Genomic DNA, 23,822 nt, shown 5'->3' on the forward strand with positions numbered 1-23,822 from the left:
AATGGACGGCACTGGCTTCCTCTTTCGGCTTGCTTTTTGGCCACGGCATCCGCCGCAGAACCGACATGTGCCGCATCCGGCGCGCCATCACAATCCCGCGAGGACACCTATTCGCCCAGATTTTGATATTGGCTCCCCGTGTACCTGCCGGCTAATTTGCGCTACGCCATTCGAAAAATGCGCGGAGCCGTCGTCTCCCCGCGTCTGCCAAGAGGATTACATGACGTTGATCAGGAAAACACTTGCCGCTCTCTCGATGACCGCCTTGATCGTGGCGCAGACGCCCGCCCGGGCCGAGATGTCAGATGAGCAGAAGCAGGAATTCGGCGCCTTCATCAAGCAGTACCTGATCGAAAATCCGGAGATCCTGCTCGATGTCCAGAAGGCCCTGCAGGACAAGCAGGAACAGGCACAGGTGGCTGCCGCCCAGCAGGCCATCGAGAAGGACAAGAACGAGATCTTCGCCTCGAAGTCCGACCTCGTGCTCGGCAATCCGACCGGCGATGTGACGGTCGTCGAGTTCTTCGACTACAATTGCGGCTACTGCCGCCGTGCGCTGCCGGACATGACCGACATCCTGAAGGAAGACAAGAACGTCCGCTTCGTGCTGAAGGAACTGCCGATCCTCGGCCCCGATTCGACCGCTGCCCACAAGGTCGCGGACGCCTTCCGCCAGATCGCGCCGGAAAAATACGGCGAATTCCATCTGAAGCTGCTCGGCGGCAAGGGCCGGGCAACGGCCGAGACCGCCACGGCGCTCGCCGTCTCCCTCGGCGTCAGCAAGGAACAGATCGAGAAGACGATCAAGGACTTCCCGAACGACAAGCTGGTCGACCAGAACATCGAACTGGCGCAGAATCTCGGCGTCTCGGGAACGCCCTCCTACGTGATCGGCGACGAGGCGATCTATGGCGCCGTCGGCAAGGATACGCTCGAAGAGAAGATCGCCAACGTCAGGGCCTGCGGCAAGGCCACCTGCTGATCCCTCCCCCTCATGCCTTCAAACCGCCTTTCTTCTTTGGATGAAGGGCGGGAGTTTACCATTGGGCCGTCTTTGGGCTTTTCCTAACCCTCAGGCCGGTCTATAGGTGGCCGTTACATAAGGGGCCCAGGCAATTGCGTGCGATCGCGCCAGCCCCATGGTTTTACCAAGGGAGCGGCTCCATGCTCCCGTCTCACTGCTGAATAAGAAAAGAACACAGGGCAAACCCATGGCTGAAAAGAAATCCGGCATCGATAAAGAGCTGATCCGCGATCTTGCCGATATCCTCAACAACACCGATCTCACCGAAATCGAAGTCGAGCAGGACGACCTGCGCATCCGCGTGTCGCGCACCGTGACCGCCGCACCGGCGATGCAGATGCCGTACTACGCTGCACCTCCGGCAGCTGCTCCGGCCCCTGCCGCTCCGGCCGTCGCCGCTGCACCGGCAGCGCCGGTCCGCAACCCGGCGAACACCGTCAGCGCACCGATGGTCGGCACGGTCTACATGTCGCCGGCACCGGGCGCGCGTCCGTTCATCGAAGTCGGCGCGACGGTCAAGGAAGGCCAGACGCTGCTGATCATCGAAGCGATGAAGACCATGAACCAGATTCCCGCACCGCGCTCCGGCAAGGTCACGGAAATCCTGGTCGACGACGCCACCCCGGTAGAATACGGCGAAGCTCTCGTCGTCATCGAATAGGTTCCGGCATCATGATTTCCAAGATCCTCATAGCGAACCGCGGAGAGATCGCGCTCCGTGTGCTTCGTGCATGCAAGGAGCTCGGCATCGCGACGGTCGCCGTTCATTCGACCGCGGACGCCGATGCCATGCATGTGCGCCTCGCAGACGAAAGCGTGTGCATCGGCCCGCCGCCGTCACGCGACAGCTACCTCAACATTCACCAGATCGTCGCCGCCTGTGAAATCACCGGCGCCGATGCGGTGCATCCCGGCTACGGCTTCCTGTCGGAGAACGCCAAGTTCGCCGACATCCTCGACGCCCACGGCATCACCTTCATCGGCCCGACGGCGGACCATATCCGTATCATGGGCGACAAGATCACCGCCAAGCAGACGGCGCAGGAGCTCGGCATCCCCGTGGTTCCCGGCTCCGACGGCGAAGTGAAGCCGGAAAACGCCATGGCGGTTGCCCGCCAGATCGGCTTCCCGGTTCTCATCAAGGCCACTGCCGGCGGCGGCGGCCGTGGCATGAAGGTCGCCAAGACCGAAGCCGAACTCGACGAGGCCGTTTCCACCGCCCGTTCCGAAGCGCTTGCCGCCTTCGGCAATGACGCGGTCTACATGGAAAAGTACCTCGGCAAGCCGCGGCACATCGAAATCCAGGTCGTCGGCGACGGCGAAGGCAACGCCATCCATCTCGGCGAGCGCGACTGCTCGCTGCAGCGCCGCCACCAGAAGGTCTGGGAAGAAGCCAACTCGCCTGCGCTCAACTACGAGCAGCGGATGAAGATCGGCCAGGTCTGCGCCGATGCCATGAAGAAGCTCAAGTACCGCGGCGCCGGCACGATCGAGTTCCTCTACGAGAACGGCGAGTTCTACTTCATCGAGATGAACACCCGCCTGCAGGTGGAGCATCCGATCACCGAAGCGATCACCGGCATCGACCTCGTGCACGAGCAGATCCGCGTCGCCTCCGGCGGCGGCCTGTCGGTTACGCAGGACGAGGTGCATTTCTCCGGTCATGCGATCGAGTGCCGCATCAATGCCGAAGACCCGCGCACCTTCGTCCCCTCGCCGGGCACGATCACGCATTTCCACGCTCCCGGCGGGCTTGGCGTGCGTGTCGATTCGGGCGCCTATCAGGGCTACAAGATCCCGCCCTACTATGACAGCCTGATCGGCAAGCTGATCGTCCACGGCCGGACCCGCGTCGAATGCATGATGCGCCTGCGCCGCGTGCTCGACGAGTTCGTCATCGACGGCATCAAGACGACGCTGCCGCTGTTCCAGGACCTGATCGGCAACCAGGACATCGCCAATGGCGACTACGACATCCATTGGCTTGAAGAGTATCTGGCGAATAGCGCCGACAGCTAAAGAGCGGCCATGACAAAGCGCAGCAGGAAAACCCGCATCACACCGGAAATCCTGCTGCGCGCTTATTCGATCGGCCTGTTTCCGATGGCGGAATCGGCGGACGATCCGGAAATCTTCTGGGTCGAGCCAGACATGCGGGGCGTCATTCCCCTCGACAAATTCCATGTTTCGAAAAGCCTGAGGAAGACGATGGCGAAGGCTCCCTTCGACATCCGCTTCGACACGGATTTTGACGGTGTGATCTCCGGCTGTGCGGAGGCCACGCAAGACCGGCCGAGCACATGGATCAATGCCACCATCCGCGACCTCTACGCCGCGCTGTTCTCCTTCGGCCACGTGCATACGGTCGAGGCCTGGCGGAACGGCCAGCTGGTCGGCGGTCTCTACGGCGTCTCGCTCGGTTCGGCCTTCTTCGGCGAAAGCATGTTTTCGCGCGCCACCGATGCCTCGAAGATCTGCCTCGTGCACTTGGTCGAAAGGCTGAGGGAACGCGGTTTCACCCTGCTCGATACCCAGTTCACCACCGAGCACCTGAAGCATTTCGGCGCGATCGACGTGCCGAAGGGCGATTACGGCGAACTGCTGGCGAAGGCCATGCTGTCGGAAAACCTGCCGTTCACTTGAAAAGAATGATCAGAACTTGAGTTCGATGCCGTCGGCCGGCTGGCCCTGCTGGGCAGGATCGACCTGCTGCGGCTCCGGCGCCTGGCCATCCGGGTTCGGGGTCTCGATCGTGCCGAGGGTCTTGACGCTGTCGGCGGTCGGATCGGGCGGCGCGACCTCGTTCTTCGGCGGCACGAAGCCGTCCGGCGGCGGAACGTCCGAGGTCTGCTTGCAATCCTTCAGCCAGACGTCATAGATCGCATGCTCGACGGCGTTGAGGCCCGGGCTATCGGCGAACATCCAGCCGGTGAAGATGCGGCGGATCTTGCGATTGAGGGTGATTTCGTCGACCTCGACGAAGGAATCGACCTTCTGGGCTTCCTCGTCGTCGCGCGAGTAGCAGACCTTCGGGGTCACCTGCAGCGCGCCGAACTGGACGGTCTCGTTGACATAGACGTCGAAGGTGGTGATGCGGCCGGTAATCTTGTCGAGACCAGAGAAGACGGCAACCGCGTTCGACAGCCGATTGGCGGCGGCCTGATGCGGCAGGGCCAGCGGCAAGGCAGCAGCAACGGCCACAAGGCCGGCTTTTGCGAGGCTGCGGGCGGCTGCGATCCGCTTCACTTGGTTCATTGCAGGCATTCTCCGGCGCGGCGTCTTGGAAGTGCGTAGGCTGTCACGCCCCTCGATCCGCACCTATTCGACAATTGTGGCCAAAAGGAGCAATTCGCGATCCGAGGCTTGGCCGCGGCATGAGGCGCCGCGGCATGCCCGGTTATCAGGAACCCGGCGTCCAGGCGTCGTAGTCGCCCGTCACGCGCGGACGCTCGCCGACGTGGGCCAGGGAGCCCGGCGGACGATAGGCCGCAGGCGTGCCGGTGGGGTTGGCCCGGTGCGTCTTCTGCCACTCGCGCGGCTTGTAGTCTTCCTTCGACGGCGGCGTGTCGGTGCGGTGATGCATCCAGCCGTGCCAGCCGGGAGGAATCGCGGAAGCCTCGGCGTAACCGTTATAGATGACCCAGCGGCGCTGCAGGCCGTAGGTGGACAGCCCGCCCTCGTAATAGACATTGCCGAACTCGTCTTCGCCGACGCGCTTGCCCTTGCGCCACGTGTAGAAACGCGTGCCGAGCGTCTGGCCGTTCCACCATGTGAAGAGCTGCAGGAGAAACTTCATGCTTATGGTCCCTTGAGAGCCGCCCGCATGGCCGCGCATGCAGGATAAAGAAATTCATGCTCCCGCTTATGCAATCATACGCCGTCGATGTCCAGTGGCGGGACGCCGCATCCCGTCATTTCAGCTTCATCTTGAAGCCGATGTGGCTGGCGACGAAGCCGAGCCGCTGATAGAAGCGATGCGCGTCCTTACGGTTGCCATTCGACGAGAGATCGATGAGCCGCACGCCCTCCATCTCGGCCTCTGCGATCGCGAACCGCATCATGGCGGCGCCGATTCCCCTGCCCCGGCAATCGGCACGCGTCTGGACGGCGCGCAGCGTCATCGTCGCGCCGCCGCGCGCGGTCATCGTCCTGCTCGTCACCGTCTGGAAGGTGCCGACGACGGCCCCCTCCGCCTCGGCGACATAGAGCCGCTGATGGGAAGAAGCGTCGATGTCCTCGAAGGCGCGCCGGTAGTCAGACATCGACGTATCGTCCAGCGTGTCGCCATGTCCGCCGATCTCGTCGGAGGCCAGCATCGCGACAATTGCCGGCACATCCTCCGGCCGCGCCCGGCGGATGACGATTTCCTCCGCCACCTGCAAACCGCCGCTTGCCGATTTATGCCGAGTCACGGCATCATCCGTCTCATTCATCCGAATATCCTGCTGCTCCGGGAGCCATAGCCATTCGCAAGTTGTACGCGGTTTTTCTGATGACGCTAGCGGCGATGGCGCCTGCCCTCGCCGAAGAGCAAGGACCTGTCGGCATCGCCTTCGTCGAGGCGCCCGAACAGGGTGGCGGCGTTTGTACGGGCAGAGATGCCGCAACGGCCTTTTCCTGCGCCCGGGAACAATGCGTGTCGGAGAGCGGCGCGGCGGCGGAAGACTGTCTTTCCCGCACCTGGTGCTTCCCGGCCGGCTGGAGCGTCGATGTCTTCGTCCAGCATCAGGAGGGACCGCACTGGCACGAGGTGCAATGCGGCCTCGACAGCCGCGAGACGGCCATGGCGGTCGCGGCCGACCTTTGCGACAAGAGCCGCCGCCCGTACCTGATCGAATGCGCGGCCACGCAGCTCTATGATCCGGACGGCAACAAGGTCGATGTCTCCCCTTGAGCCTGCCCGGCATTTTGTCGCAGCCGCTGGTCGCCGGGACAATCGCCCCAATTTTGTCGTGATACGGGAAATTGAGTGCGGCCTGACACTCGCCCCTTTCTCTCTGCCTTAAGAAAAACGCACCCAAGATGAAGCACAGCGGACCATCGACCGCCAACGACACAGAAGAAGACGCTCCGCACACCTCCCGGCTGCAGCGATTCTTTGAACGATTCCGTGATCAGATACTTCTGGTTTCCATCGTCGCGATCACCGCGGCGACTGCTTTTGCAATCTATACAATGACGGAAGAAGTCCGGCTGGAGGATGTGCAGACGGCGCTTGCCGACACCCCGCTGCATTCGATCGGCCTTGCCCTCATCTTCACGGCGCTGAGCTTCGCCGCCCTGATCGGCTACGACCTGAACGCGATCGACTATGTGAAGAAGGACGGCAAACCGTCGACGCTTGCCGTCGCCGTCACCTCGTTCATGGCCTATTCGGTCGGCAACACCGCCGGCTTCGGAGCGCTCAGCGCCGGCGCGATCCGGCTGAGGGCGTATACGCGGCTCGGCCTGACGCCGGAGGAAATCGGCCGCGTCATCGCCTTCGTGACCTTCTCCTTCGGGCTTGGGCTCCTGAGCGTCGCCTCGATTGCGGCACTGATCACCGCGCCCCGGATCGCCTCGCTCGTCGGGCTGCACGTCTGGCATGTCCGGCTGATCGCCACCATCGTCGTCGTGGTGATGGGGGCCTTCGTCTATGCCGGCCGCAATGGCCGCAAGATCCGTGTCGCCGGCTTCGTCGTCCGCCTGCCGGACAGCAAGACGTCGTCGCGGCAGTTCCTCGTCAGCGCCCTCGACATGGCCGCCTCCGCCAGCATCCTCTATGTACTGCTGCCGCATTCCTCGATCGGCTGGCCGGCCTTCTTCGCCGTCTTCTCCGTGGCCGTTGGCCTCGGCGTCCTCAGCCACGTGCCGGCCGGCCTCGGCATCTTCGAGACGATCATCGTCTCGGCACTCAGCGGCGAGATCGATGTCGACCGCATTCTCGGCAGCCTCATCCTCTACCGGCTGATCTACAACCTGTTGCCGCTGGTGATCGCGGCACTGGCGATGATCGTCATCGAAGCGCGGCGATTTTCGCACTATCCGGTGGCCAAGGCGATCCGGCAGATCGAATCACGGCTGGCGCCAACACTCTTGTCGACGCTGGCACTGGTGGCCGGCGCCATCCTGATCTTCTCCAGCGTCACGCCGATCGGCGACAGCAAGATCGAGGTCCTGGAAGCCTTCGTGCCGCTGGCCGTCGTCGAAGGCGCGCATTTCATCTCGAGCATTCTCGGCCTCGTGCTGTTCCTCGCCTCTCGCGGGCTGGCGCATAGGCTCGATGCCGCCTGGTGGGTCGCGATCATCACCGCGGCGGCCGCTCTGTTCTTCTCGATCATCCGGACGATCTCGCCAGTCGAGACGACGCTCCTGATCGTGCTGATCGCCGGGCTGGCGCTGACGCCGAAACGTTTTCGCCGCCCCGCGTCGCTAATCCGGCAGGCCTGGAGCCCGAGCTGGATCGCCGCCATGCTGGTGGTCATCGCCTCGGCCGTGACGCTGATGCTCTTCGTCTATCGCGACGTCGACTACAGCAACGACCTGTGGTGGCAGTTCGAGATCACCGACCAGGCTCCGCGGGCGCTGCGTGCAGCCCTCGGCCTCGCGATTGCCGGCACGGCGGTGGCCGTGTTCAGCCTGTTGCGGCCGGCGCGGCTCAAAAGCTCGCCCATCCGCGGCGTCGAACTACAGCAGGCGATTTCCATCGTCGAGAGCCAGAACATGGCCGACGCCAACATGGTGCGCATGGGCGACAAGCAGGTGCTGTTCTCCGATAGCGGCAACGCCTTCATCATGTATGCCGTGCAGGGCCGTTCCTGGGTCGCGCTGTTCGATCCGATCGGGCCGGATGCCGAGCGCGGAGAATTGCTGTGGCGATTCGTCGAACGGGCACATGCCGCCGGCGGACGCGCGGTACTCTACCAGATCTCGCCCGTCGTGCTTCCCTTCTGTGCCGACATGGGGCTTCGCGCCTTCAAGCTCGGCGAAGCCGCCCACGTCTCGCTGCCCGGCTTCGAGCTCAAGGGCTCAAAGATGGCCAACCTTCGGCAGGCAATCAACAAGGGTGCGCGCGAGGGCCTCGAATTCGAAGTCCTGGCGCCCGAGCAGGTGCCGGGTGTCCTGGCCGAACTCAAGAGCGTTTCAGACGCCTGGCTGGACGAACACCAGACCCGGGAAAAGACATTTTCCCTGGGTTCTTTCCAGCCCGACTACATCGCGTCCCAGCCTGTGGCGGTGTTGCGTATCGACGGCCGCATGGTTGCATTCGCCACCCTTCTTGTGACAGACAGCAAGGTGGAAGGTTCGGTGGATTTGATGCGATTTTCGCCGGACGCGCCGAACGGAGCCATGGACTTCCTGTTCGTCCGCATCATCGAATACATGCGTGACGAAGGCTACCAGAGCTTCAATCTGGGTATGGCGCCGCTGTCTGGAATGTCGCGCCGCGAGACCGCTCCCGTCTGGGACCGGGTCGGCGGGGTGATATTCGAGCACGCCGAGCGTTTCTACAACTTCAAAGGCCTCAAGGCCTACAAATCGAAATTCGCGCCGAAGTGGGAACCGCGCTACATCGCTATATCGGGCGGCACCTCGCCAATGATCGCGATGATGGATGTCACGGTCCTGATCGGCGGCGGTCTTAGAGGAGTCGTCGGGAAATGACGAAGAAAGCACTATTGCTGTCGCTGGCGCTGGCAACGGCCTTGCCGCTCGCAGCGCAGGCCGACTGGGCCACGGTCCCGCCGGCGACCTACGACACCGGCATGATCCCGTCACCGCACATCGCCCGGCCGGACGGCGACATATCCGCCATGGTCTTCCTGATCTCCGGTCAGGACGGGTGGAGTGCAGCGGACGACAAGCGGTCGCAGGCCCTGGTCGCTGACGGTGCGGCGGTCGTCGGCATCGACTACAAGGCCTACATGGCTTCGCTCGCCAAGGACGACGGCGACTGCATCTACATGATCTCCGACATCGAATCGCTCTCGCAGCAGGTGCAGCGGGCGATCGGCAACACGAACTATCACCTGCCTATCCTGGCCGGAGAAGGGGCCGGCGGCGCACTGGTTCTGGCGATGATCGCCCAGAGCCCGTTTGCGACGATCGGCGAAGCGATCACCGTCGATCCGACGGACAAGGTGCCGTTGACGAAGCAACTCTGCACACCGGCCGACAAGTCGTCTGTCGGCGGCGGTATCGTGTACGGCCTGACAGACGGCCCCCTGCCCGCGCCGGTGACCGTGATGGAGACGGATAAGCTGACGAAGGCCGGCAAGGCGCATGTCGACGCGCTGGTCGCCTCCCATCCGGACATCGATGTCGAAAGCGGAGACAATTCGGACGGCCAGCTGCTGACCGGCACGGTGACCGACCATATCGACGCGCAGTCCGGCAACGCCAACCCGCTCGGCCTGCCGCTGACCGAGCTGCCAACAACGCCGACGCATGACACGCTCGCCATCGTCTATTCCGGCGACGGCGGCTGGCGCGACATCGACATGCAGCTCGGCACCTATCTCCAGGCCCACGGCATCCCGACCGTCGGCGTCGATTCGCTCAAGTATTTCTGGTCGGAGCGGTCCGCGCAGGAGACGGCATCGGACCTTGCCCGCATCATCGAGACCTACCGCAAGACGTGGAAGGTCAAGAACGTCTTGCTGGTCGGCTATTCCTTCGGCGCCGACATCCTGCCGGCCGCCTATGATCTGCTCAGCCCCGCCCAGAAGGCGGAGGTCAAGCAGGTCTCGCTGCTCGCCCTGTCGCATGAGATCGACTACGTGATCTCGGTCACCGGCTGGCTCGGCGCCAAGGGCGCCGGCGCCGGCGGCAAGTCGGTCGATGCCGTCGAGAAGATCGATCCGAAGCTGATACAATGCATGTACGGCACCGACGACGATGACGACGATGCCTGCCCGGACCTGAAGCCCAAAGGGTATGAAACGATCGCCTTTGACGGCGGCCATCACTTCGACGGCAATTACGAGGATGTCGGCAAGACGATCCTCGACGGACTGACGAAGCGGCTGGGGCAATAGCGGCCCAGCCACCTCGGGCCGGTTTCAGAAGCCTGTGATGATGCTGATGCCGGTGCCTTCGAAGCGGTCCATGTTGACGAGCGCTTCGGGGGCTTCGGCAAGTGTCAGCGTCTTGCCGATCAGCTTTTCCGGCTGCAGCTTGCCGGCCTCGATCATCGCGAACATCGCGCCGTAGCGATGGGCCTGCATGCCATGGCTGCCCTTCAGCTCCAGTTCCCAGCCGATCACCCGGTCCATCGGCACCGGCGGGCGCGACTGGTCGGCGAGAAGAAGGCCGACCTGCACATGCCGGCCGCGGCGGCGCAGGCAGAGGATCGAGTTGGACAGCGTCGTCGGGTGTCCCAGCGCATCGACGGATACATGCGCCCCGCCATCGGTGATCTCGCGGATGGCGGCGGGCACGTTGTCGACGGCGCGGCCATTGACGACGGCGACGGCGCCGAGGCTTTTTGCCAGAGCCAGCTTGTCGTCGGCGAGATCGACGGCGACGACATTGGCGCCCATGGCGGCCGCGATCATGATTGCCGACAGGCCGACGCCGCCGCAGCCGTGCACCGCCACCCATTCGCCCGGCATGACGCGCGCCTGATCGACGATCGCGCGGAACGAGGTGACAAAGCGGCAGCCGAGGCCGGCGGCGGTGGCAAACGCCATGCTGTCGGGCAAGCGGACCAGGTTAGTGTCGGCATAGTCGATCGCGACATATTCGGCGAACGAACCCCAGGCGGTGAAGCCCGGCTGGAACTGGCTTTCGCAGACCTGGTGATTGCCGGTCGCGCATTCGTGGCAATGGCCGCAGCCGCCGACGAATGGCACGGTGACGCGGTCGCCTTCGCGGAAACGGCTGACCTGTGCACCGCGGGCGACCACGGTTCCGGAGAGTTCGTGGCCCGGGACATGCGGAAGCACGATGTCGGGGTCGTGACCCATCCAGCCATGCCAGTCGGAGCGGCAAAGGCCGGTCGCCTCGACCTTGACGACGACGGCGTGGTCGCCGGGCGTCGGATCGGGCAGGTCCGCAAGGCGCGGCGGTTCACAGAAACGTTCGTAGAAAACGGCCTTCATGCAGGGTCTCCGTCAGGCATGGGTCAGAAGTCGAGTTGCTTTTCCATCAGGATGGCAGGGATCGCCGCCCCCGGCGGGCCGACATTGTCGATCCGGCCGATCGGCTCGAAGCCGAGTGTCTCGTAGAAGGCGATCGCCCGGTCGTTTTCGGCCGTCACCTCCAGCTGCATGGCGGAGGCATCGGGAAAGCAGGTCTCGATCTCGGCGAAAAGGTCCGTGCCGATGCCCTGCCGCTGCCAGATCGGATGGACGTAAAGCTGGTGCAGGTTGGCGACGTTGGGACGGTTCTTCGCCATCGCCGCAAACGCCATGCCGGCGATCTGCCGGCCATCGTCGGCCACGAGAAATTCCGACTTCGGACGGCGGAGCCGTTGCTCCAGTGCCTGTGGCGACAACCATGTCTCGATCATCGCCTCGATCTTCTGCGGACCGTGAAACGGCGTATAGGTTTCGCGCCAGGTTTTCACCAGAAGCACACGGATCGCTTCGAGATCGGCTTCATTGGCGGAGCGAATGTAGAACATGCCTGCTCCCGGTTGGTTCATCAGCCTGTCAGCCGCTTTTCCATGATCAGGGCCGGAATGCCGGAACTGCATCCGCCGCAATTGTCGACCTTGCCCGCCTCTTCAAATCCATGCGCGCGATAAAAGGCGATGGCGGTCCCATTTTCGGGCTCCACTTCCAGCCGCATTGTGTCGGCATCAGGAAAGCAGGTTTCGAGCTCGGCGAAGAGATCGCGGCCGATGCCCTGCCGCTGGCAGTCCGGATGGACATAGAGCTGATGCAGAAGCACCGTCTTTGCGAGCGTGTCGGACATGGACGCGAACGCCATGCCGCCAATCCGGCGACCGTCGTCGGCGACCAGATATTCCGAATGCGGCTTCTTCAAACGGACCTTCAACGACGGCAAGGAATGCCATTCGGCGATCAGGGCCTCGACCTTCTCCGCCCCGTAGAACGGCGTGTAGGTCGCCCGCCAGGTGTCCGCCAGCAGCGCCTGGACCTTCACAAGGTCAGCTTCGCTGGCGGAGCGGACGAAGAACATTATTCCTCGATCCCGAGCTTGGCCTTCACCAGTGCCTGGACGGCCTGCGGGTTGGCCTTGCCGCCGGTCGACTTCATGACCTGGCCGACGAACCAGCCGGCGAGCGACGGCTTGGCCTTGGCCTTTTCGACCTGATCCGGGTTGGCGGCAATGATCTCGTCAACGGCCTTCTCGATGGCGCCGGTGTCGGTGACCTGCTTCATGCCGCGGGCCTCGACGATCTCCTTCGGGTCGCCGCCTTCGTTCCAGACGATCTCGAACAGATCCTTGGCGATCTTGCCGGAGATGACGCCTTCCTTGATGAGGTCGAGGATCGCGCCGAGCTGAGCGGGCGAAACCGGAGTCTCTTCAATGTCTTTGCCGGCTTTGTTCAAGGCGCCCAGCAGGTCGTTGATGACCCAGTTGGCGGCAATCTTGGCGTCGCGGCCTTCGGCGACGGCCTCGAAATAGGCAGCAACCGCCTTCTCCGAAACGAGGACGGAGGCGTCGTAGACGGTCAAACCCAGATCCTTGACGAAACGCTCCTTCTTGTCGTCCGGGAGTTCCGGCAGATCCTTCAGGAGTTCGCCGACAAAGGCGTTGTCGAATTCGAGCGGCAGCAGGTCCGGATCGGGGAAATAACGGTAGTCGTGCGCATCTTCCTTGGAGCGCATCGAGCGGGTCTCGCCCTTGCCCGGATCGAACAGGCGGGTTTCCTGATCGATCTCGCCGCCCGATTCCAGAATGTCGATCTGGCGGCGGGCTTCGTATTCGATCGCCATGCCGATGAAGCGGATCGAGTTCATGTTCTTGATCTCGCAGCGCGTGCCGAATTCGCCGCCGGGCTTGCGCACGGAGACGTTGACGTCGGCGCGCATGGAGCCTTCGTCCATGTTGCCGTCGCAGGTGCCGAGATAGCGCAGGATCGAACGCAGCTTCGTCATGTAGGCCTTGGCTTCATCGGCCGAGCGCATGTCCGGCTTGGAAACGATCTCCATCAGCGCCACGCCGGAACGGTTCAGGTCGACATAGGACATGGTCGGATGCTGGTCGTGCATCGACTTGCCGGCGTCCTGTTCGAGGTGCAGGCGCTCGATGCCGATCTCGACATCCTCGAAATTGCCCTGGCGGTCGGGGCCGAGCGAGATGACGATCTTGCCCTCGCCGACGATCGGGTCCTTGTACTGCGAAATCTGGTAGCCCTGCGGAAGGTCCGGATAGAAATAGTTCTTCCGGTCAAAGACCGAACGGTGGTTGATCTTCGCCTTCAGGCCGAGGCCGGTGCGAACGGCCTGGCGAACGCATTCCTCGTTGATGACCGGCAGCATGCCCGGCATGGCGGCATCGACGAGCGAGACGTTGGCGTTCGGTGCCTTGCCGAATTCCGTGGAGGCGCCGGAAAAGAGCTTGGAATTCGACAGGACCTGGGCATGAACCTCCATACCGATGACGATTTCCCAGTCACCAGTGGCGCCGGGGATGAAGCGTTTGGGATCGGGCGTGCGGACGTCGACTAGGGTCATGGCGTGCTCTTTGGAATTCTCGTCAAAATGCGGCTGTTTATGATGCCGTCAGGTAGAGCAAATATGGCGATGGTGCAAGGCTTGTTGCGCTTCCCGGACCGCCGGGGCATAGAGGCGCCAAGCTTCGAAACGGGAAAAATGCCAAGCGAATGTCGATAGCCCCGGTCGTAGCCGCAGTCACCGCCCTGCTCCTCTTCAACGTTGCGGTGTTCCTCACATGGTTGTGGGACAAATACGCCGCTGCGCGCGGACACCAACGGGTTCGCGAGAGCACCCTGCTCTGTCTAGCCCTTCTTGGCGGTAGCCCGGGTGCGCTCATCGCCCAGCGCCGGTTGCGCCACAAGACGCGCAAGGAACCCTTTCGCAGCCGCCTGACGGCCATCGCGCGGATGCAGCTGGTGATCCTTTTCCTCGCTTTCGCCTTTGCCTTCATCCGTCTTTTCGTGCCGGATGCCGCGGAGCGGTTCCTCGCCGTCGTTTCCAATGTAGCAGGCCGAGGACAATGACTATGCCCAACAGCGCGAACGGGCTTGGCAAAAGCCTACGGATTGGCATAAAAGCGGTCGCATGTCGGGGTCGGCGACGACCACGTGAATTGATGACGGGCGGCGGACCGCTCCGGCGCAACCTGGACCGCATTGCCAATACCGGCGCCGTCCGCACGATAGAAATCTCAGCGAATGACACGCGAAGCCGTCTTGAACCCCAGTTTTTCCATTGTCGTTCCGATGAAGAACGAAGCCGAAAACGTGGGCCTGCTCGTCTCCGAGATTGCCGCGGCCTGCGCCGGGCAGACATTCGAGGCGATCTTCGTCGATGACGGCTCGACCGACGACACCGTCGGCGTGCTGAAGGCATCGCAGACGCAGTATCCGTGGGTGCGGATCGTGCGGCATGCACAGTCCGGCGGCCAGTCGGCGGCCGTGCATTCGGGCGTCCAGCTTGCCCGCGCGCCGATCATCTGCACCATGGATGGCGACGGGCAGAACCCGCCGTCCGAAATCCCGAAGCTGGTGGCGCCGCTGCTGGCGGCCGGCGCTCCCGCAACGCTCGGCCTTGTCGCCGGACAGCGGCAGAAGCGTCAGGACACGCTTTCCAAGAAGCTCGCCTCGAAGGCGGCCAATGCGATCCGCTCCGGGATCCTGAAGGATGCGACGCGCGATACCGGCTGCGGCCTGAAGGCGTTCCGGCGTGATGCATTTCTGCAACTGCCGTTCTTCAATCATATGCACCGCTATCTTCCCGCCCTATTTTCGGCACATGGCTACACGGTCGCGCATGTTGACGTTTCCCATCGACCGCGCCATGCAGGACAATCGAATTACAACAACCTACAGCGTGCGCTGGTCGGCATACACGATCTGATCGGGGTAACCTGGCTGATCAAACGCCGGAAGACGGTTTCGCCGACCGAGACGGAGGGCGTCGCGTGAGTGACCTTTTGGCCTATTTCAAGATCGACAGCGTGACGGATCTCGTCTGGCTGATCTTCGGCATGTTCGCGCAGCTGATGTTCTCCCTGCGCTTCATCATCCAGTGGCTGAGCTCGGAGAAGCAGCGCAAGTCGGTGATCCCGGTCGCCTTCTGGTGGTTCTCGCTCGCGGGCGGCATCGCGCTGTTCGCCTATGGCGTCCATCGTCGTGAGCCGGTCATCATGATGGGCCAGCTGTTCGGCATCGTCGTCTACATGCGCAATCTCGTGCTCATCTTCAACGAGCGCAAGTCCGAACAGAACAGACCGTCGATCCCCGCAGAATGACCTTCATCCGCCGCCCCCACGCCGCCCTGGCCTTCATCGGTCTGGTGACGCTCTACCGCGTCATCATGCTCGCCTTCGACCATACGGACCTCTATGTCGACGAGGCGCAGTACTGGCTGTGGGCGCAGAACCTCGACTGGGGCTACTATTCCAAGCCGCCGATGATCGCCTGGGTGATCAATGCGACCACCGCGCTCGGCACGTCCGATTCGACCTTCTGGGTGCGCGTCGGCTCGCCGCTTTTCCACATGGCGACGGCGATAACCCTGATGGCGGCAGCCCGCCGGCTGGCGAAAAGCGATATGGTCGCCGCCTGGGTCGGCGTCACCTACATCACCATTCCGGGCGTCACGCTCTCGGCGATTTTCCTGTCGACCGACACGTTCCTCCTGTTCTTCTACGCGCTGGCGCTGTTTGCCTACAGCCGGCTCATCGGAAAGCGGTCCATCCGGCATGCGCTCCTGCTCGGGCTGGCGATCGGCCTCGGGGTCCTGTCGAAATACGCGATGCTCTATTTCGCCGCCACGGCGCTGATCGCTGCGCTCGTCCTGCCGCAGGCGCGCATCGCGATCCGGGATGCCGCAATCGCCGCCTTCGTCGCCGTCGTGGTCGTATCGCCCAATCTCTGGTGGAACCACACCCACGGCGACGTCACCTTCCGCCACACCTCGCAGAATGCCGACTGGAACGGCCTGCACTTCAAGTTCGGCACCGCGGCGGAATTCCTCGGCAGCCAGTTCGGCGTCGTCGGGCCGGTGATCTTCGCAGCCCTCCTCTGGGCGCTCTACCGGCGTATCCGGCGACAGGACAGCAGGCTGGAGACGCATCTCTTCATCCTTTCCTGGCCGATCATTGGCGTGATCATCTTCCAGGCGCTGATGTCGGACGCCAATGCCAACTGGGCCGCCACCGCCTACATCGCCGGCATCGTGCTTGCCGTCGTCCTTCTCCTCGAGAAAAGCGAGAAGGCGCTGCAGGTATCGCTGTGGATCAACACGGCCGCCGCCATCCTGCTGCCGATCGCCGCCGTCTTCGTCGTCCAGATCGTCGATCTCTCGCATTCGCGGCTGATGCAGCGTTATGTCGGGCGCGACGAGGTCAGCCGCGAGATCGCAAAGGTCGCCGACCAGCAGCAGGTCACCGCCATCGTCGGCGAGGACCGCAACATCATGGCGGACCTCTTCTACACGCTGCGCGACAGCAGCATGCCGATCAAGGCGCGTCCGACCGGCCGATTCCCGGACAATTACTACCAGCAGGAATTCACGCTCGACCCGACACGCGATCCGGGTCCCGTGCTGCTGGTGACGCGTAACAAGCAGAGCTGTGCTGCGGACGAGCCGAAACTCGTCGAGACGCTGACGCCGAAGGAAGGCTTCATGGCCGGGCGTTCGCTCTACCTCTACCGCATCGAGGCCGGTTGCCTGGCGGCCAAACCCTGACCATCACGGTTCAAAACCGCGGGCCGTAGGTCTCCGGTTCGGTGCTCGCCAGCGGCTTCGACAGGCTGACCGTATCGATGTCACGGTCGAGCTTCGGCGAGTAGGTCGTCGTCAGTGCGTGAATGCGGTAGCCGTGCTTCTCGAAAAATCCGATCGCGGGCTGATTGCGGGCATGGGTTTCCAGCCTCGCCTGATCCAGCCCCTGCCCGGCCATTTCCTCCTCAAGCGCTGCCAATAGCGCGGAGCCGAGCCCCTGCCGCTGAAAATCCGGGTCGATCCAGAAGTCGGTGATCTCCTCGTCCAGCCGCTCCCGCGACACCCAGCCGGCGGGTTCGCCGTTCTTGTCGATCACCGAGATGGTGATCCAGGCGGAATGGGTGAAATTGTGGAAGGCGGCGGCGGCATTCTGCAGCATCGACGCGGTCTCGCCGATCGGCGCCATCGCCTGCTCCCAGGCGCGGAGGCCGATCCCGGTCAGCCTGTCCGCCTCGTCCAGCCTGGCATTGCGAATATGGATCATGCCGCGCCTCTTCCGCCACCGACGCCCATATTGGACCAAATGCGGTCGCCGGATAGCCTCGGAATGCAGCCGGACGTTGTTTTTCAACAATTTCCTTGCGCTCGCCGTTCCATGCTACAGTTTCATTCAGAGACGGCATTGCCGCACTGAAGCGGCCCGGAGGACGTTTTGGATTTCTACGCCACGCTGCAGAAGTGGTACGATTGGGCGGACATCTTCGTCCTCAGCCGCTGGGGCGCATACCAGTTCGCCATCATCGTCGGCGGCTACATCTTCGGCCTGGTTCTCGGGCGCTACACCGAACCGATCTTCGAGGCCAAGGCGCGGCAGATAAAGGGCAATCCCGATCTCCTCAGGGTCATCGTCGCATTCATGCGGCGGCTCAAATGGATGTTCATGACGCTGTGGTTGTGGATCGCCTACGCGATCCTCGTCTACGAGACGTGGCCGAGCCGGTCGTGGATGGTAAGGGTGATGTTGCTTCTGACCGCCACATGGTGGGTCGTCTCCGTCCTGACCCGGATCATCCGCAACCGGTCACTCGCCCGCTTCGTTGCCGTCGTGGTGTGGATCTATATCGCCATCATCGTCCTCGGCTTCGAAACCTCCGTCGGCCATACGCTGGACCAGGCGGCGCTGACGATGGGCGGCATGCGCATATCCCTGCTGTCGATCACCAAGGGCGTCATGATCACCGCGTCGCTGCTGTGGCTGGCGGTCCTGGTCGGCAATGTCGCCTCCAACCGTATCGACCGGTTCGAGGACATTTCACCTGCGTTCCGGGTGCTGCTCGGCAAGCTTATCAAGATCGCGCTCATCCTGTTTGCCGGGGCCTTCGCGCTTTCGGCGACGGGCATCGACCTGACCGCCTTCACGGTCTTTTCCGGCGCGGTCGGCGTCGGCGTCGGCTTCGGCCTGCAGAAGGTGGTGTCGAACTTCCTCTCCGGCATGATCATCCTGATGGACAAGTCGATCAAGCCCGGCGATACCATCTCGCTCGGCGAGACCTTCGGCTGGATCCGCGAGTTGCGGGCGCGCTTCGTTTCCGTCATCACCCGCGACGGGCGGGAATACCTGATCCCGAACGAGGACTTCATCACGCAGCAGGTGGTCAACTGGTCGTTCTCGAGCGCCTATGTGCGCATCGACGTCGATTTCGGCGTCTCCTTCGACAGCGACCCGCACGAGGTCGTCAGGATCGCCATCGAGACGGCCAAGTCGATCCCCCGCGTCTCAGACTACAAGGCGCCCGTCTGCTGGATGACGGCCTTCGGCGCCTCCTCGCTCGATTTCAAGCTACGCTTCTGGATCACCGATCCGAACAACGGGCTCACCAATGTTCGCGGTCAGGTGCTGCTGGCGCTCTGGGACGCCTTCAAGGAGGCCGGGATCAGTATCCCTTACCCGCACCGCGAGATCATCATGCGGGGACCGGTCGAAGTGCGGCAGGCGGATGAGCCTGCGAAGCGGCGCAAACCCGGACGTCAGGAGAAAAATCCCGACGCGACCTGACGCAGCCTTCTGTGGTCCTACCGCCTGCCATCGATGTCAGCGGTTGAATTGCCAGGAACGCGATACACCGCCGCCGTTGGGTCCCGTCCGGGTCATCGCGCAGGTTCCGTCCGGCCCACTGCAGGTGCGATGAAGGCTGGTCGAACCTCCGTAGGGACCGGTCGTCGATCCGTTTGTCGTGCAGGTGCCGCCAGCGCAGCTTGTCGTACGGGAGCCAGACGCTGCAGCTGCCGGTGGAGTTGGCGGCGGCGGATAGGCGCCGCCGTTACGGTACCAGGGATAGTTCCCGTAGTGGGTATCCCAATAGGCCTGACCAAAGGTGACGACGCCGATGCCGACCCCTATCGCGACTGAGGGCGTGACGACGACGGGCGCTCCATTGTAATCGACCTGGATGTATTTCGCCGACACCCAGCCTCGATTGCCGGCGTAACCGACATCGCACCATGAGTAATTGGCCAGACAGCCAAAAGTCACGATCGGCGCACCAACTGGCATGACCTTGATAACCGGATATGCGGTCGATGGCCCGGCCCTGAGGTTGACGGTGGCAAGCGTATGGCTCTGCGTCGCCGCCGAAGCCGCGGCGGCGGAAAAGCCAAGGCATAACGCCGAGGCAACGGCTAATGTTCTGATCCCTGCAAACATGGCGGACAATCTCTCCTGAAAAACGGTGGCCGGCGCGCGTCTATCGGCCGCGGCGCTCTGACACTGTTTTTAGAGAGGGAAAGTCTCGGAACGATCACCGTCATGTAACAGTTTGTATTTCCGGCCGATGCAATTTTGATCCGGCGCGCCCCGACCACACGTCATGGATTGCCAGGAAGCGCCTCGCTGGATATCATCCTGCAGTTCCTTAGGAGTGTTCATGTCCAACTCGTCAGAGACCCGGTAAGGGCCGGCCCCGCGAAGGAAACACGCTCGGCCCGGCCCTCCCTCGAAACCCCGCCTTCGTCAGCGAACGGCGGAACGAGTTATTGCGCGCCCGTTTCAGCGCATACCGGACTTTTGGACACCATGGACATTTCCCGCGCAGAACAGCGCATCCTGCACCTCATGGCGCAGGGCGGACGCATTGAAATCACCCGTAACGACGACACCGGCAAGATCGAGGACATCAGCTGCTTCAACCGTGAAGGCTGGCGTTTCCCGGACATCACGATGCGGCTCTTCAGGAAACTGAAGGCCAAACGCGCCATCGCATCTTCCGGCGGCAAGCCCTACCGCATCACCACGCGGGGGCTGGAGCTGGTGAGGTCTCAATTGGATAACAGGTAAATGCAAGACCGGCGGCTCAATCGCCGCCGGCTTTGATTTTGTGCGCCAGTGATAGTATCATGCCTTCCATGACGAAGATGGTGGACATTCCGACTCCGCGCGAACTGACCGAACCGGTGACGGAACGGACAGACGATGGCTATCGTGAGTGGAAGGAGCGCAAAATCCGCTCAGCCCTTGACCAGTCAAAAGACCGTTCGAGCATGACCCCGGCTGAAAGAGTATGGGAGCGGTTCGGGTTTGAACGTTAACTTCACTCCCGAAGCCATTCACGATCTCGAATCCATACACAATCATATTGCCAGTCATGATAGACCAGCCGCGGATCGCGTTCTGTCACGCATTCGTCAGACCATTGAAATTTTTGAAATGTTTCCGCTTCTTGGCAGACAAGGCAGCGTTCCGGAAACGCGCGAATTCGCCATTTCCGGACTGCCCTACACGATCGTCTATCGAATTGCCTCAACAACTGAGATAGACATTCTGACGATCGTCCATCAGAGAAAGCTCTACCCGCCCTCGACGGACGTTTGAGCTTCCGGTTCGACGACTCCTACCACCACTTCGCCGGCGTGAACTTGCCGGCGGCCTGTTCGATGACGTGGGCGGTCTTGAAGAGAGTTTCCTCGTCGAAGGGCTTGCCGATCAGCTGCAGGCCGAGCGGCAGGCCGCGACCGTCGAGGCCGGCGGGAACGGCGATGCCCGGCAGGCCGGCCATGTTGACCGTCACCGTGAAGATGTCATTGAGATACATCTTCACCGGATCGGCGGCGAGATCCTGGTCGGCGATGCCGAAGGCCGACGACGGGGTTGCCGGCGTCAGGATGGCGTCGATTCCCTTGGCAAACGCATCCTCGAAGTCGCGCTTGATCAGCGTGCGGACCTTCTGCGCCTGCAGGTAGTAGGCGTCGTAATAGCCGGCGGAGAGAACATAGGTGCCGATCATAATACGGCGCTTGACCTCGGTGCCGAAACCGGCAGCACGGGTCTTCTCGTACATGTCGACGATGTCCTTGCCCTCGACGCGCAGGCCGTACTTGACGCCGTCGTAACGGGCCAGGTTGGACGAGGCTTCGGCCGGGGCGACGATGTAGTAGGCCGGCAGCGCGTATTTGGTGTGCGGCAGCTCGATGTTGACGATCTCGGCGCCGGCATCCTTGAGCCAGGCGATACCCTGCTGCCAGAGCTTCTCGATTTCCGCCGGCATGCCCTCGACGCGGTACTCCTTCGGAATGCCGATCTTCATGCCCTTGACCGAGCCGCCGAGCGCCGCTTCGTAATCCGGCACGGGAAGATCGACCGAGGTGGTGTCCTTGGCGTCGACGCTGGCCATCGACTTCAGCATGATCGCGGCATCGCGCACGTCGCGGGCGATCGGGCCGGCCTGGTCGAGCGACGACGCGAAAGCGACGATGCCCCAGCGCGAGCAGCGGCCATAGGTCGGCTTGATGCCGACGGTGCCGGTGAAGGCCGCCGGCTGGCGGATCGAGCCGCCGGTGTCGGTTGCAGTAGCGCCGGCGCAGAGATGCGCGGCAACGGCTGCGGCAGAGCCACCCGACGAACCGCCCGGAACGAGCTGCTGGTTGGAGCCTTCCGCCCGCCACGGGTTGATGACCGGGCCGTAATAGGAGCTCTCGTTCGACGAGCCCATGGCGAACTCGTCCATGTTCAGCTTGCCGAGCATGACCGCGCCGTCGTTCCAGAGGTTCTGGGTGACGGTCGATTCGTATTTCGGCTGGAAACCGTCCAGGATGTGCGAGCAGGCCTGGGTGTGCACGCCTTCGGTGCCGAACAGGTCCTTGATGCCGAGCGGGATGCCTTCCAGCGCGCCGGCCTTGCCTTCCGCGATGCGGGCATCGGACGCCTTGGCCATGTCGCGCGCCTTTTCGGGCGTCACGGTTATGTAGGCGTTGAGCTTGTCGTTGGCGGCGGCGATCGCGTCCAGATAGGCCTCGGTGAGCTGCAGGGAGGTGATCTCCTTGGCCTTCAGCTTGTCGCGGGCTTCGGCAATGGTCAGGCTCGTCAGGTCGGTCATATCGGTCACTTGCAAAACGTTTGATTTTCGAGAGCGGCTGGGTCGGAAGCGCTATTTCGCTTATTCGACGACCTTCGGCACGAGGAAGAAATTCTTGTCGGTCACCGGCGCGTTGGCGACGACGTCGTCGGCCTTGTTGCCGTCGGTGATCTCGTCGATCCGCTTCTTCATGGCCATCGGCGTGACCGACGTCATCGGCTCGACATCCTTGACGTCGACCTCGGAGAGCTGCTCGACGAAGCCGAGGATATTATTGAGCTCGCCCATCATCTTCTCGGCTTCATCCTCGGTCACGGCAATGCGGGCCAGATGTGCGACGCGTTTGACGGTGGCAAGATCAACGGACATCGAAATTCTCCAGTACGGACGGACTTTGCCGCAGAATATGCGGAAATTTGTCCGTTGCTATAGAGGCGCGCTTGCCGCGATGCAACGGGTTTCGGATGATTTTGCCCAATCCGCCGGACGTCCGGGACATCCGATATAGAGAGCTACGACAGGACGTGCCCGGCGGAGGCAAGCAGCGCCCCTGCCCGCCCGCGGTCTGCCGTCCTGATCAGCAGGTAGTCGGTATCGAAGGTAGAGACGAGGAAGATGCTGACGCCCTCCTCCGACAGCGGCCGGATGACTGAGAGCGCGATGCCGGTCTCGCTGAATTCGAACGGGCCTTGAAACTTGTAGACCGTCCAGCCTGCTTCGGAACGGACGTCATCTGGAACACGGGCGGCGAGGCAGACGACCGAGAGTTCGTCCTCCGTGCGGCCGATCGAGACGAATCCCTCGCCGTCGGCCCAGGTCGGGATTGCGCTATCGCGTGGCAGCCGGGCGACGGCGTAATCGCCCGGCAATTCCTTCAATGTCACGCTGACCAAGGTCAGAATTCCAGGACTTCGCCGGGCTTCGGCGCGGACACCTTGGTCTTCGAGCCTTCCAGCCCAGTCACGAATTTCTCAGGGGTCTGGTCGACGATCGGGAACGAGCCGTAGTGGCAGGGAATCGCGGTCTTGAAGTTGAAGAAGCGCTGGCACGCGAGTGCCGCGACCGCACCGCCCATGGTGAAGCGGTCGCCGATCGGTACGATCCCGATATCGGGCTGGTGCAGCTCGTTGATGAGGCCCATGTCGGAGAAGATGTCGGTATCGCCCATGTGATAGACGGTGGGACCGTCCTCAAAATGCAGCATCAGGCCGTTGGCATTGCCGAGCGAATGGGACACGCCGTCCTCGGTCAGCATGGCGGAGGAATGCAGCGCATTGGTGAAGGTAGCCGAAAAACCGCCGAAGGAGATCGTGCCGCCGGTGTTGCCGGGCTCGAGCTTTTCCACGCCCTTGGACCCCAGCCATGAGGCGAGATCGGCGTTGGCAAGAACGGTGGCGCCGGTTTCCTTGGCAAGTGCCACGGTATCACCGACATGGTCGCCATGGCCGTGGGTGAGAAGGATCTGCGTGACGCCCTTGGTCATGTCCTTCAGGTCCAGGCCCTTGAAACCCGGATTGCCGTTCAGGAAGGGGTCGACCAGAACCGTCGCCTTCGCCGTCTCAATTCGGAATGCCGCGTGTCCGAGCCATGTGATCTTCATGATTGTCTCCCGATAGATCCGTGTTGATGGCCAAGATATGGAAC

27 protein-coding genes are annotated in these 23,822 nt (G+C 62.8%); 14 read left to right on the forward strand and 13 right to left on the reverse strand.

Features of this window, described 5'->3' with window-relative positions:
- Positions 1-220: 220 nt before the first annotated feature.
- The 4 genes from ACU5AY_RS09635 to aat all read left to right on the forward strand — a co-directional run bounded on the left by ACU5AY_RS09635 (position 221) and on the right by aat (position 3,667).
- The gene (locus ACU5AY_RS09635; RefSeq protein ID WP_446828874.1) at positions 221-982 is read left to right on the forward strand and encodes a DsbA family protein; all 762 of its coding nucleotides are present in this window, start codon (positions 221-223) and stop codon (positions 980-982) included.
- A gap of 229 nt (positions 983-1,211) precedes the next feature.
- A complete protein-coding gene (gene accB / locus ACU5AY_RS09640) occupies positions 1,212-1,685 on the forward strand; it encodes an acetyl-CoA carboxylase biotin carboxyl carrier protein (protein WP_446824518.1) in 474 nt (157 codons plus the stop codon).
- Between the two features lie 11 nt (positions 1,686-1,696).
- Positions 1,697-3,043, forward strand: coding sequence for an acetyl-CoA carboxylase biotin carboxylase subunit (accC, locus tag ACU5AY_RS09645; RefSeq protein WP_446824519.1), 1,347 nt, complete (start codon positions 1,697-1,699; stop codon positions 3,041-3,043).
- A gap of 9 nt (positions 3,044-3,052) precedes the next feature.
- A complete protein-coding gene (aat, locus tag ACU5AY_RS09650; RefSeq protein ID WP_446828875.1) occupies positions 3,053-3,667 on the forward strand; it encodes a leucyl/phenylalanyl-tRNA--protein transferase in 615 nt (204 codons plus the stop codon).
- Positions 3,668-3,676: 9 nt separating this feature from the next.
- On the opposite strand, the gene ACU5AY_RS09655 is transcribed toward aat, so the two are convergent.
- From ACU5AY_RS09655 to ACU5AY_RS09665, 3 genes are all read right to left on the reverse strand, one after another.
- Positions 3,677-4,279 carry a DUF2155 domain-containing protein gene (locus ACU5AY_RS09655; RefSeq protein WP_446828876.1) on the reverse strand — a complete coding sequence of 201 codons (603 nt, stop codon included), beginning with the start codon at positions 4,277-4,279 and terminating at the stop codon, positions 3,677-3,679.
- Positions 4,280-4,424: 145 nt separating this feature from the next.
- Entirely contained in the window at positions 4,425-4,820 is a 396-nt protein-coding gene (locus ACU5AY_RS09660) for an NADH:ubiquinone oxidoreductase subunit NDUFA12 (protein WP_446824521.1), read from the reverse strand.
- A 115-nt stretch (positions 4,821-4,935) separates the two neighbouring features.
- Entirely contained in the window at positions 4,936-5,457 is a 522-nt protein-coding gene (locus ACU5AY_RS09665; RefSeq protein ID WP_446828877.1) for an N-acetyltransferase family protein, read from the reverse strand.
- 59 nt (positions 5,458-5,516) lie between these two features.
- On the opposite strand from ACU5AY_RS09665, the gene ACU5AY_RS09670 reads away from it, so the two are divergent.
- The 3 genes from ACU5AY_RS09670 to ACU5AY_RS09680 all read left to right on the forward strand — a co-directional run bounded on the left by ACU5AY_RS09670 (position 5,517) and on the right by ACU5AY_RS09680 (position 10,041).
- On the forward strand, positions 5,517-5,918 hold the full coding sequence (locus tag ACU5AY_RS09670) for a hypothetical protein (protein WP_446828878.1): 402 nt from the start codon (positions 5,517-5,519) through the stop codon (positions 5,916-5,918).
- A gap of 128 nt (positions 5,919-6,046) precedes the next feature.
- Positions 6,047-8,668, forward strand: a complete 2,622-nt coding sequence (gene mprF / locus ACU5AY_RS09675; protein WP_446828879.1) for a bifunctional lysylphosphatidylglycerol flippase/synthetase MprF — start codon at positions 6,047-6,049, stop codon at positions 8,666-8,668.
- Entirely contained in the window at positions 8,665-10,041 is a 1,377-nt protein-coding gene (locus ACU5AY_RS09680; protein WP_446828880.1) for a virulence factor family protein, read from the forward strand. Before mprF ends, ACU5AY_RS09680 begins: the two co-directional genes overlap by 4 nt.
- A gap of 24 nt (positions 10,042-10,065) precedes the next feature.
- On the opposite strand, the gene ACU5AY_RS09685 is transcribed toward ACU5AY_RS09680, so the two are convergent.
- The 4 genes from ACU5AY_RS09685 to gatB are packed head-to-tail and all read right to left on the reverse strand — an operon-like array spanning position 10,066 to position 13,653.
- Complete coding sequence (locus tag ACU5AY_RS09685) at positions 10,066-11,106, reverse strand: zinc-dependent alcohol dehydrogenase family protein (RefSeq protein WP_446828881.1); 1,041 nt, start codon at positions 11,104-11,106, stop codon at positions 10,066-10,068.
- 23 nt (positions 11,107-11,129) lie between these two features.
- Positions 11,130-11,630, reverse strand: a complete 501-nt coding sequence (locus ACU5AY_RS09690; RefSeq protein ID WP_446828882.1) for an N-acetyltransferase family protein — start codon at positions 11,628-11,630, stop codon at positions 11,130-11,132.
- 20 nt (positions 11,631-11,650) lie between these two features.
- On the reverse strand, positions 11,651-12,151 hold the full coding sequence (locus ACU5AY_RS09695) for an N-acetyltransferase family protein (protein WP_446828883.1): 501 nt from the start codon (positions 12,149-12,151) through the stop codon (positions 11,651-11,653).
- A complete protein-coding gene (gatB, locus tag ACU5AY_RS09700) occupies positions 12,151-13,653 on the reverse strand; it encodes an Asp-tRNA(Asn)/Glu-tRNA(Gln) amidotransferase subunit GatB (RefSeq protein ID WP_446824529.1) in 1,503 nt (500 codons plus the stop codon). Before gatB ends, ACU5AY_RS09695 begins: the two co-directional genes overlap by 1 nt.
- Positions 13,654-13,802: 149 nt before the next feature.
- On the opposite strand from gatB, the gene ACU5AY_RS09705 reads away from it, so the two are divergent.
- The 4 genes from ACU5AY_RS09705 (at position 13,803) to ACU5AY_RS09720 (ending at position 16,854) form a co-directional block, all read left to right on the forward strand.
- Positions 13,803-14,159 (forward strand): DUF1294 domain-containing protein, encoded by a 357-nt coding sequence (locus tag ACU5AY_RS09705; protein ID WP_446828884.1) that lies wholly within the window; start codon positions 13,803-13,805, stop codon positions 14,157-14,159.
- A 174-nt stretch (positions 14,160-14,333) separates the two neighbouring features.
- Positions 14,334-15,086, forward strand: coding sequence for a glycosyltransferase family 2 protein (locus tag ACU5AY_RS09710; protein WP_446828885.1), 753 nt, complete (start codon positions 14,334-14,336; stop codon positions 15,084-15,086).
- Entirely contained in the window at positions 15,083-15,412 is a 330-nt protein-coding gene (locus tag ACU5AY_RS09715; protein WP_446824532.1) for a lipid-A-disaccharide synthase N-terminal domain-containing protein, read from the forward strand. The genes ACU5AY_RS09710 and ACU5AY_RS09715 overlap by 4 nt, the downstream gene beginning before the upstream one ends.
- Positions 15,409-16,854, forward strand: a complete 1,446-nt coding sequence (locus ACU5AY_RS09720; RefSeq protein ID WP_446828886.1) for an ArnT family glycosyltransferase — start codon at positions 15,409-15,411, stop codon at positions 16,852-16,854. The genes ACU5AY_RS09715 and ACU5AY_RS09720 overlap by 4 nt, the downstream gene beginning before the upstream one ends.
- A 10-nt stretch (positions 16,855-16,864) precedes the next feature.
- Here ACU5AY_RS09720 and ACU5AY_RS09725 read toward each other — a convergent pair whose 3' ends face one another.
- Entirely contained in the window at positions 16,865-17,374 is a 510-nt protein-coding gene (locus ACU5AY_RS09725; RefSeq protein ID WP_446828887.1) for an N-acetyltransferase family protein, read from the reverse strand.
- Between the two features lie 168 nt (positions 17,375-17,542).
- Between ACU5AY_RS09725 and ACU5AY_RS09730 the strand changes: the two genes are divergently transcribed.
- A complete protein-coding gene (locus ACU5AY_RS09730; RefSeq protein WP_446828888.1) occupies positions 17,543-18,886 on the forward strand; it encodes a mechanosensitive ion channel family protein in 1,344 nt (447 codons plus the stop codon).
- A gap of 36 nt (positions 18,887-18,922) precedes the next feature.
- Here the strand turns inward: ACU5AY_RS09730 and ACU5AY_RS09735 are convergent, their stop codons facing one another.
- Positions 18,923-19,534 (reverse strand): SH3 domain-containing protein, encoded by a 612-nt coding sequence (locus tag ACU5AY_RS09735; protein ID WP_446828889.1) that lies wholly within the window; start codon positions 19,532-19,534, stop codon positions 18,923-18,925.
- Positions 19,535-19,903: 369 nt separating this feature from the next.
- Between ACU5AY_RS09735 and ACU5AY_RS09740 the strand changes: the two genes are divergently transcribed.
- The gene (locus ACU5AY_RS09740; protein ID WP_446824537.1) at positions 19,904-20,164 is read left to right on the forward strand and encodes a YjhX family toxin; all 261 of its coding nucleotides are present in this window, start codon (positions 19,904-19,906) and stop codon (positions 20,162-20,164) included.
- 240 nt (positions 20,165-20,404) lie between these two features.
- The gene (locus tag ACU5AY_RS09745) at positions 20,405-20,698 is read left to right on the forward strand and encodes a type II toxin-antitoxin system RelE/ParE family toxin (RefSeq protein WP_446828890.1); all 294 of its coding nucleotides are present in this window, start codon (positions 20,405-20,407) and stop codon (positions 20,696-20,698) included.
- A gap of 19 nt (positions 20,699-20,717) precedes the next feature.
- Here the strand turns inward: ACU5AY_RS09745 and gatA are convergent, their stop codons facing one another.
- The 4 genes from gatA to ACU5AY_RS09765 all read right to left on the reverse strand — a co-directional run bounded on the left by gatA (position 20,718) and on the right by ACU5AY_RS09765 (position 23,778).
- Positions 20,718-22,199, reverse strand: a complete 1,482-nt coding sequence (gatA, locus tag ACU5AY_RS09750; protein WP_446828891.1) for an Asp-tRNA(Asn)/Glu-tRNA(Gln) amidotransferase subunit GatA — start codon at positions 22,197-22,199, stop codon at positions 20,718-20,720.
- 60 nt (positions 22,200-22,259) lie between these two features.
- A complete protein-coding gene (gatC, locus tag ACU5AY_RS09755; RefSeq protein ID WP_446824541.1) occupies positions 22,260-22,547 on the reverse strand; it encodes an Asp-tRNA(Asn)/Glu-tRNA(Gln) amidotransferase subunit GatC in 288 nt (95 codons plus the stop codon).
- 143 nt (positions 22,548-22,690) lie between these two features.
- Complete coding sequence (locus tag ACU5AY_RS09760; protein ID WP_446828986.1) at positions 22,691-23,062, reverse strand: ACT domain-containing protein; 372 nt, start codon at positions 23,060-23,062, stop codon at positions 22,691-22,693.
- A gap of 11 nt (positions 23,063-23,073) precedes the next feature.
- A complete protein-coding gene (locus ACU5AY_RS09765; protein WP_446828892.1) occupies positions 23,074-23,778 on the reverse strand; it encodes a metal-dependent hydrolase in 705 nt (234 codons plus the stop codon).
- Between the last annotated feature and the right edge of the window lie 44 nt (positions 23,779-23,822).

This window comes from Rhizobium sp. PAMB 3174 (assembly GCF_052908375.1).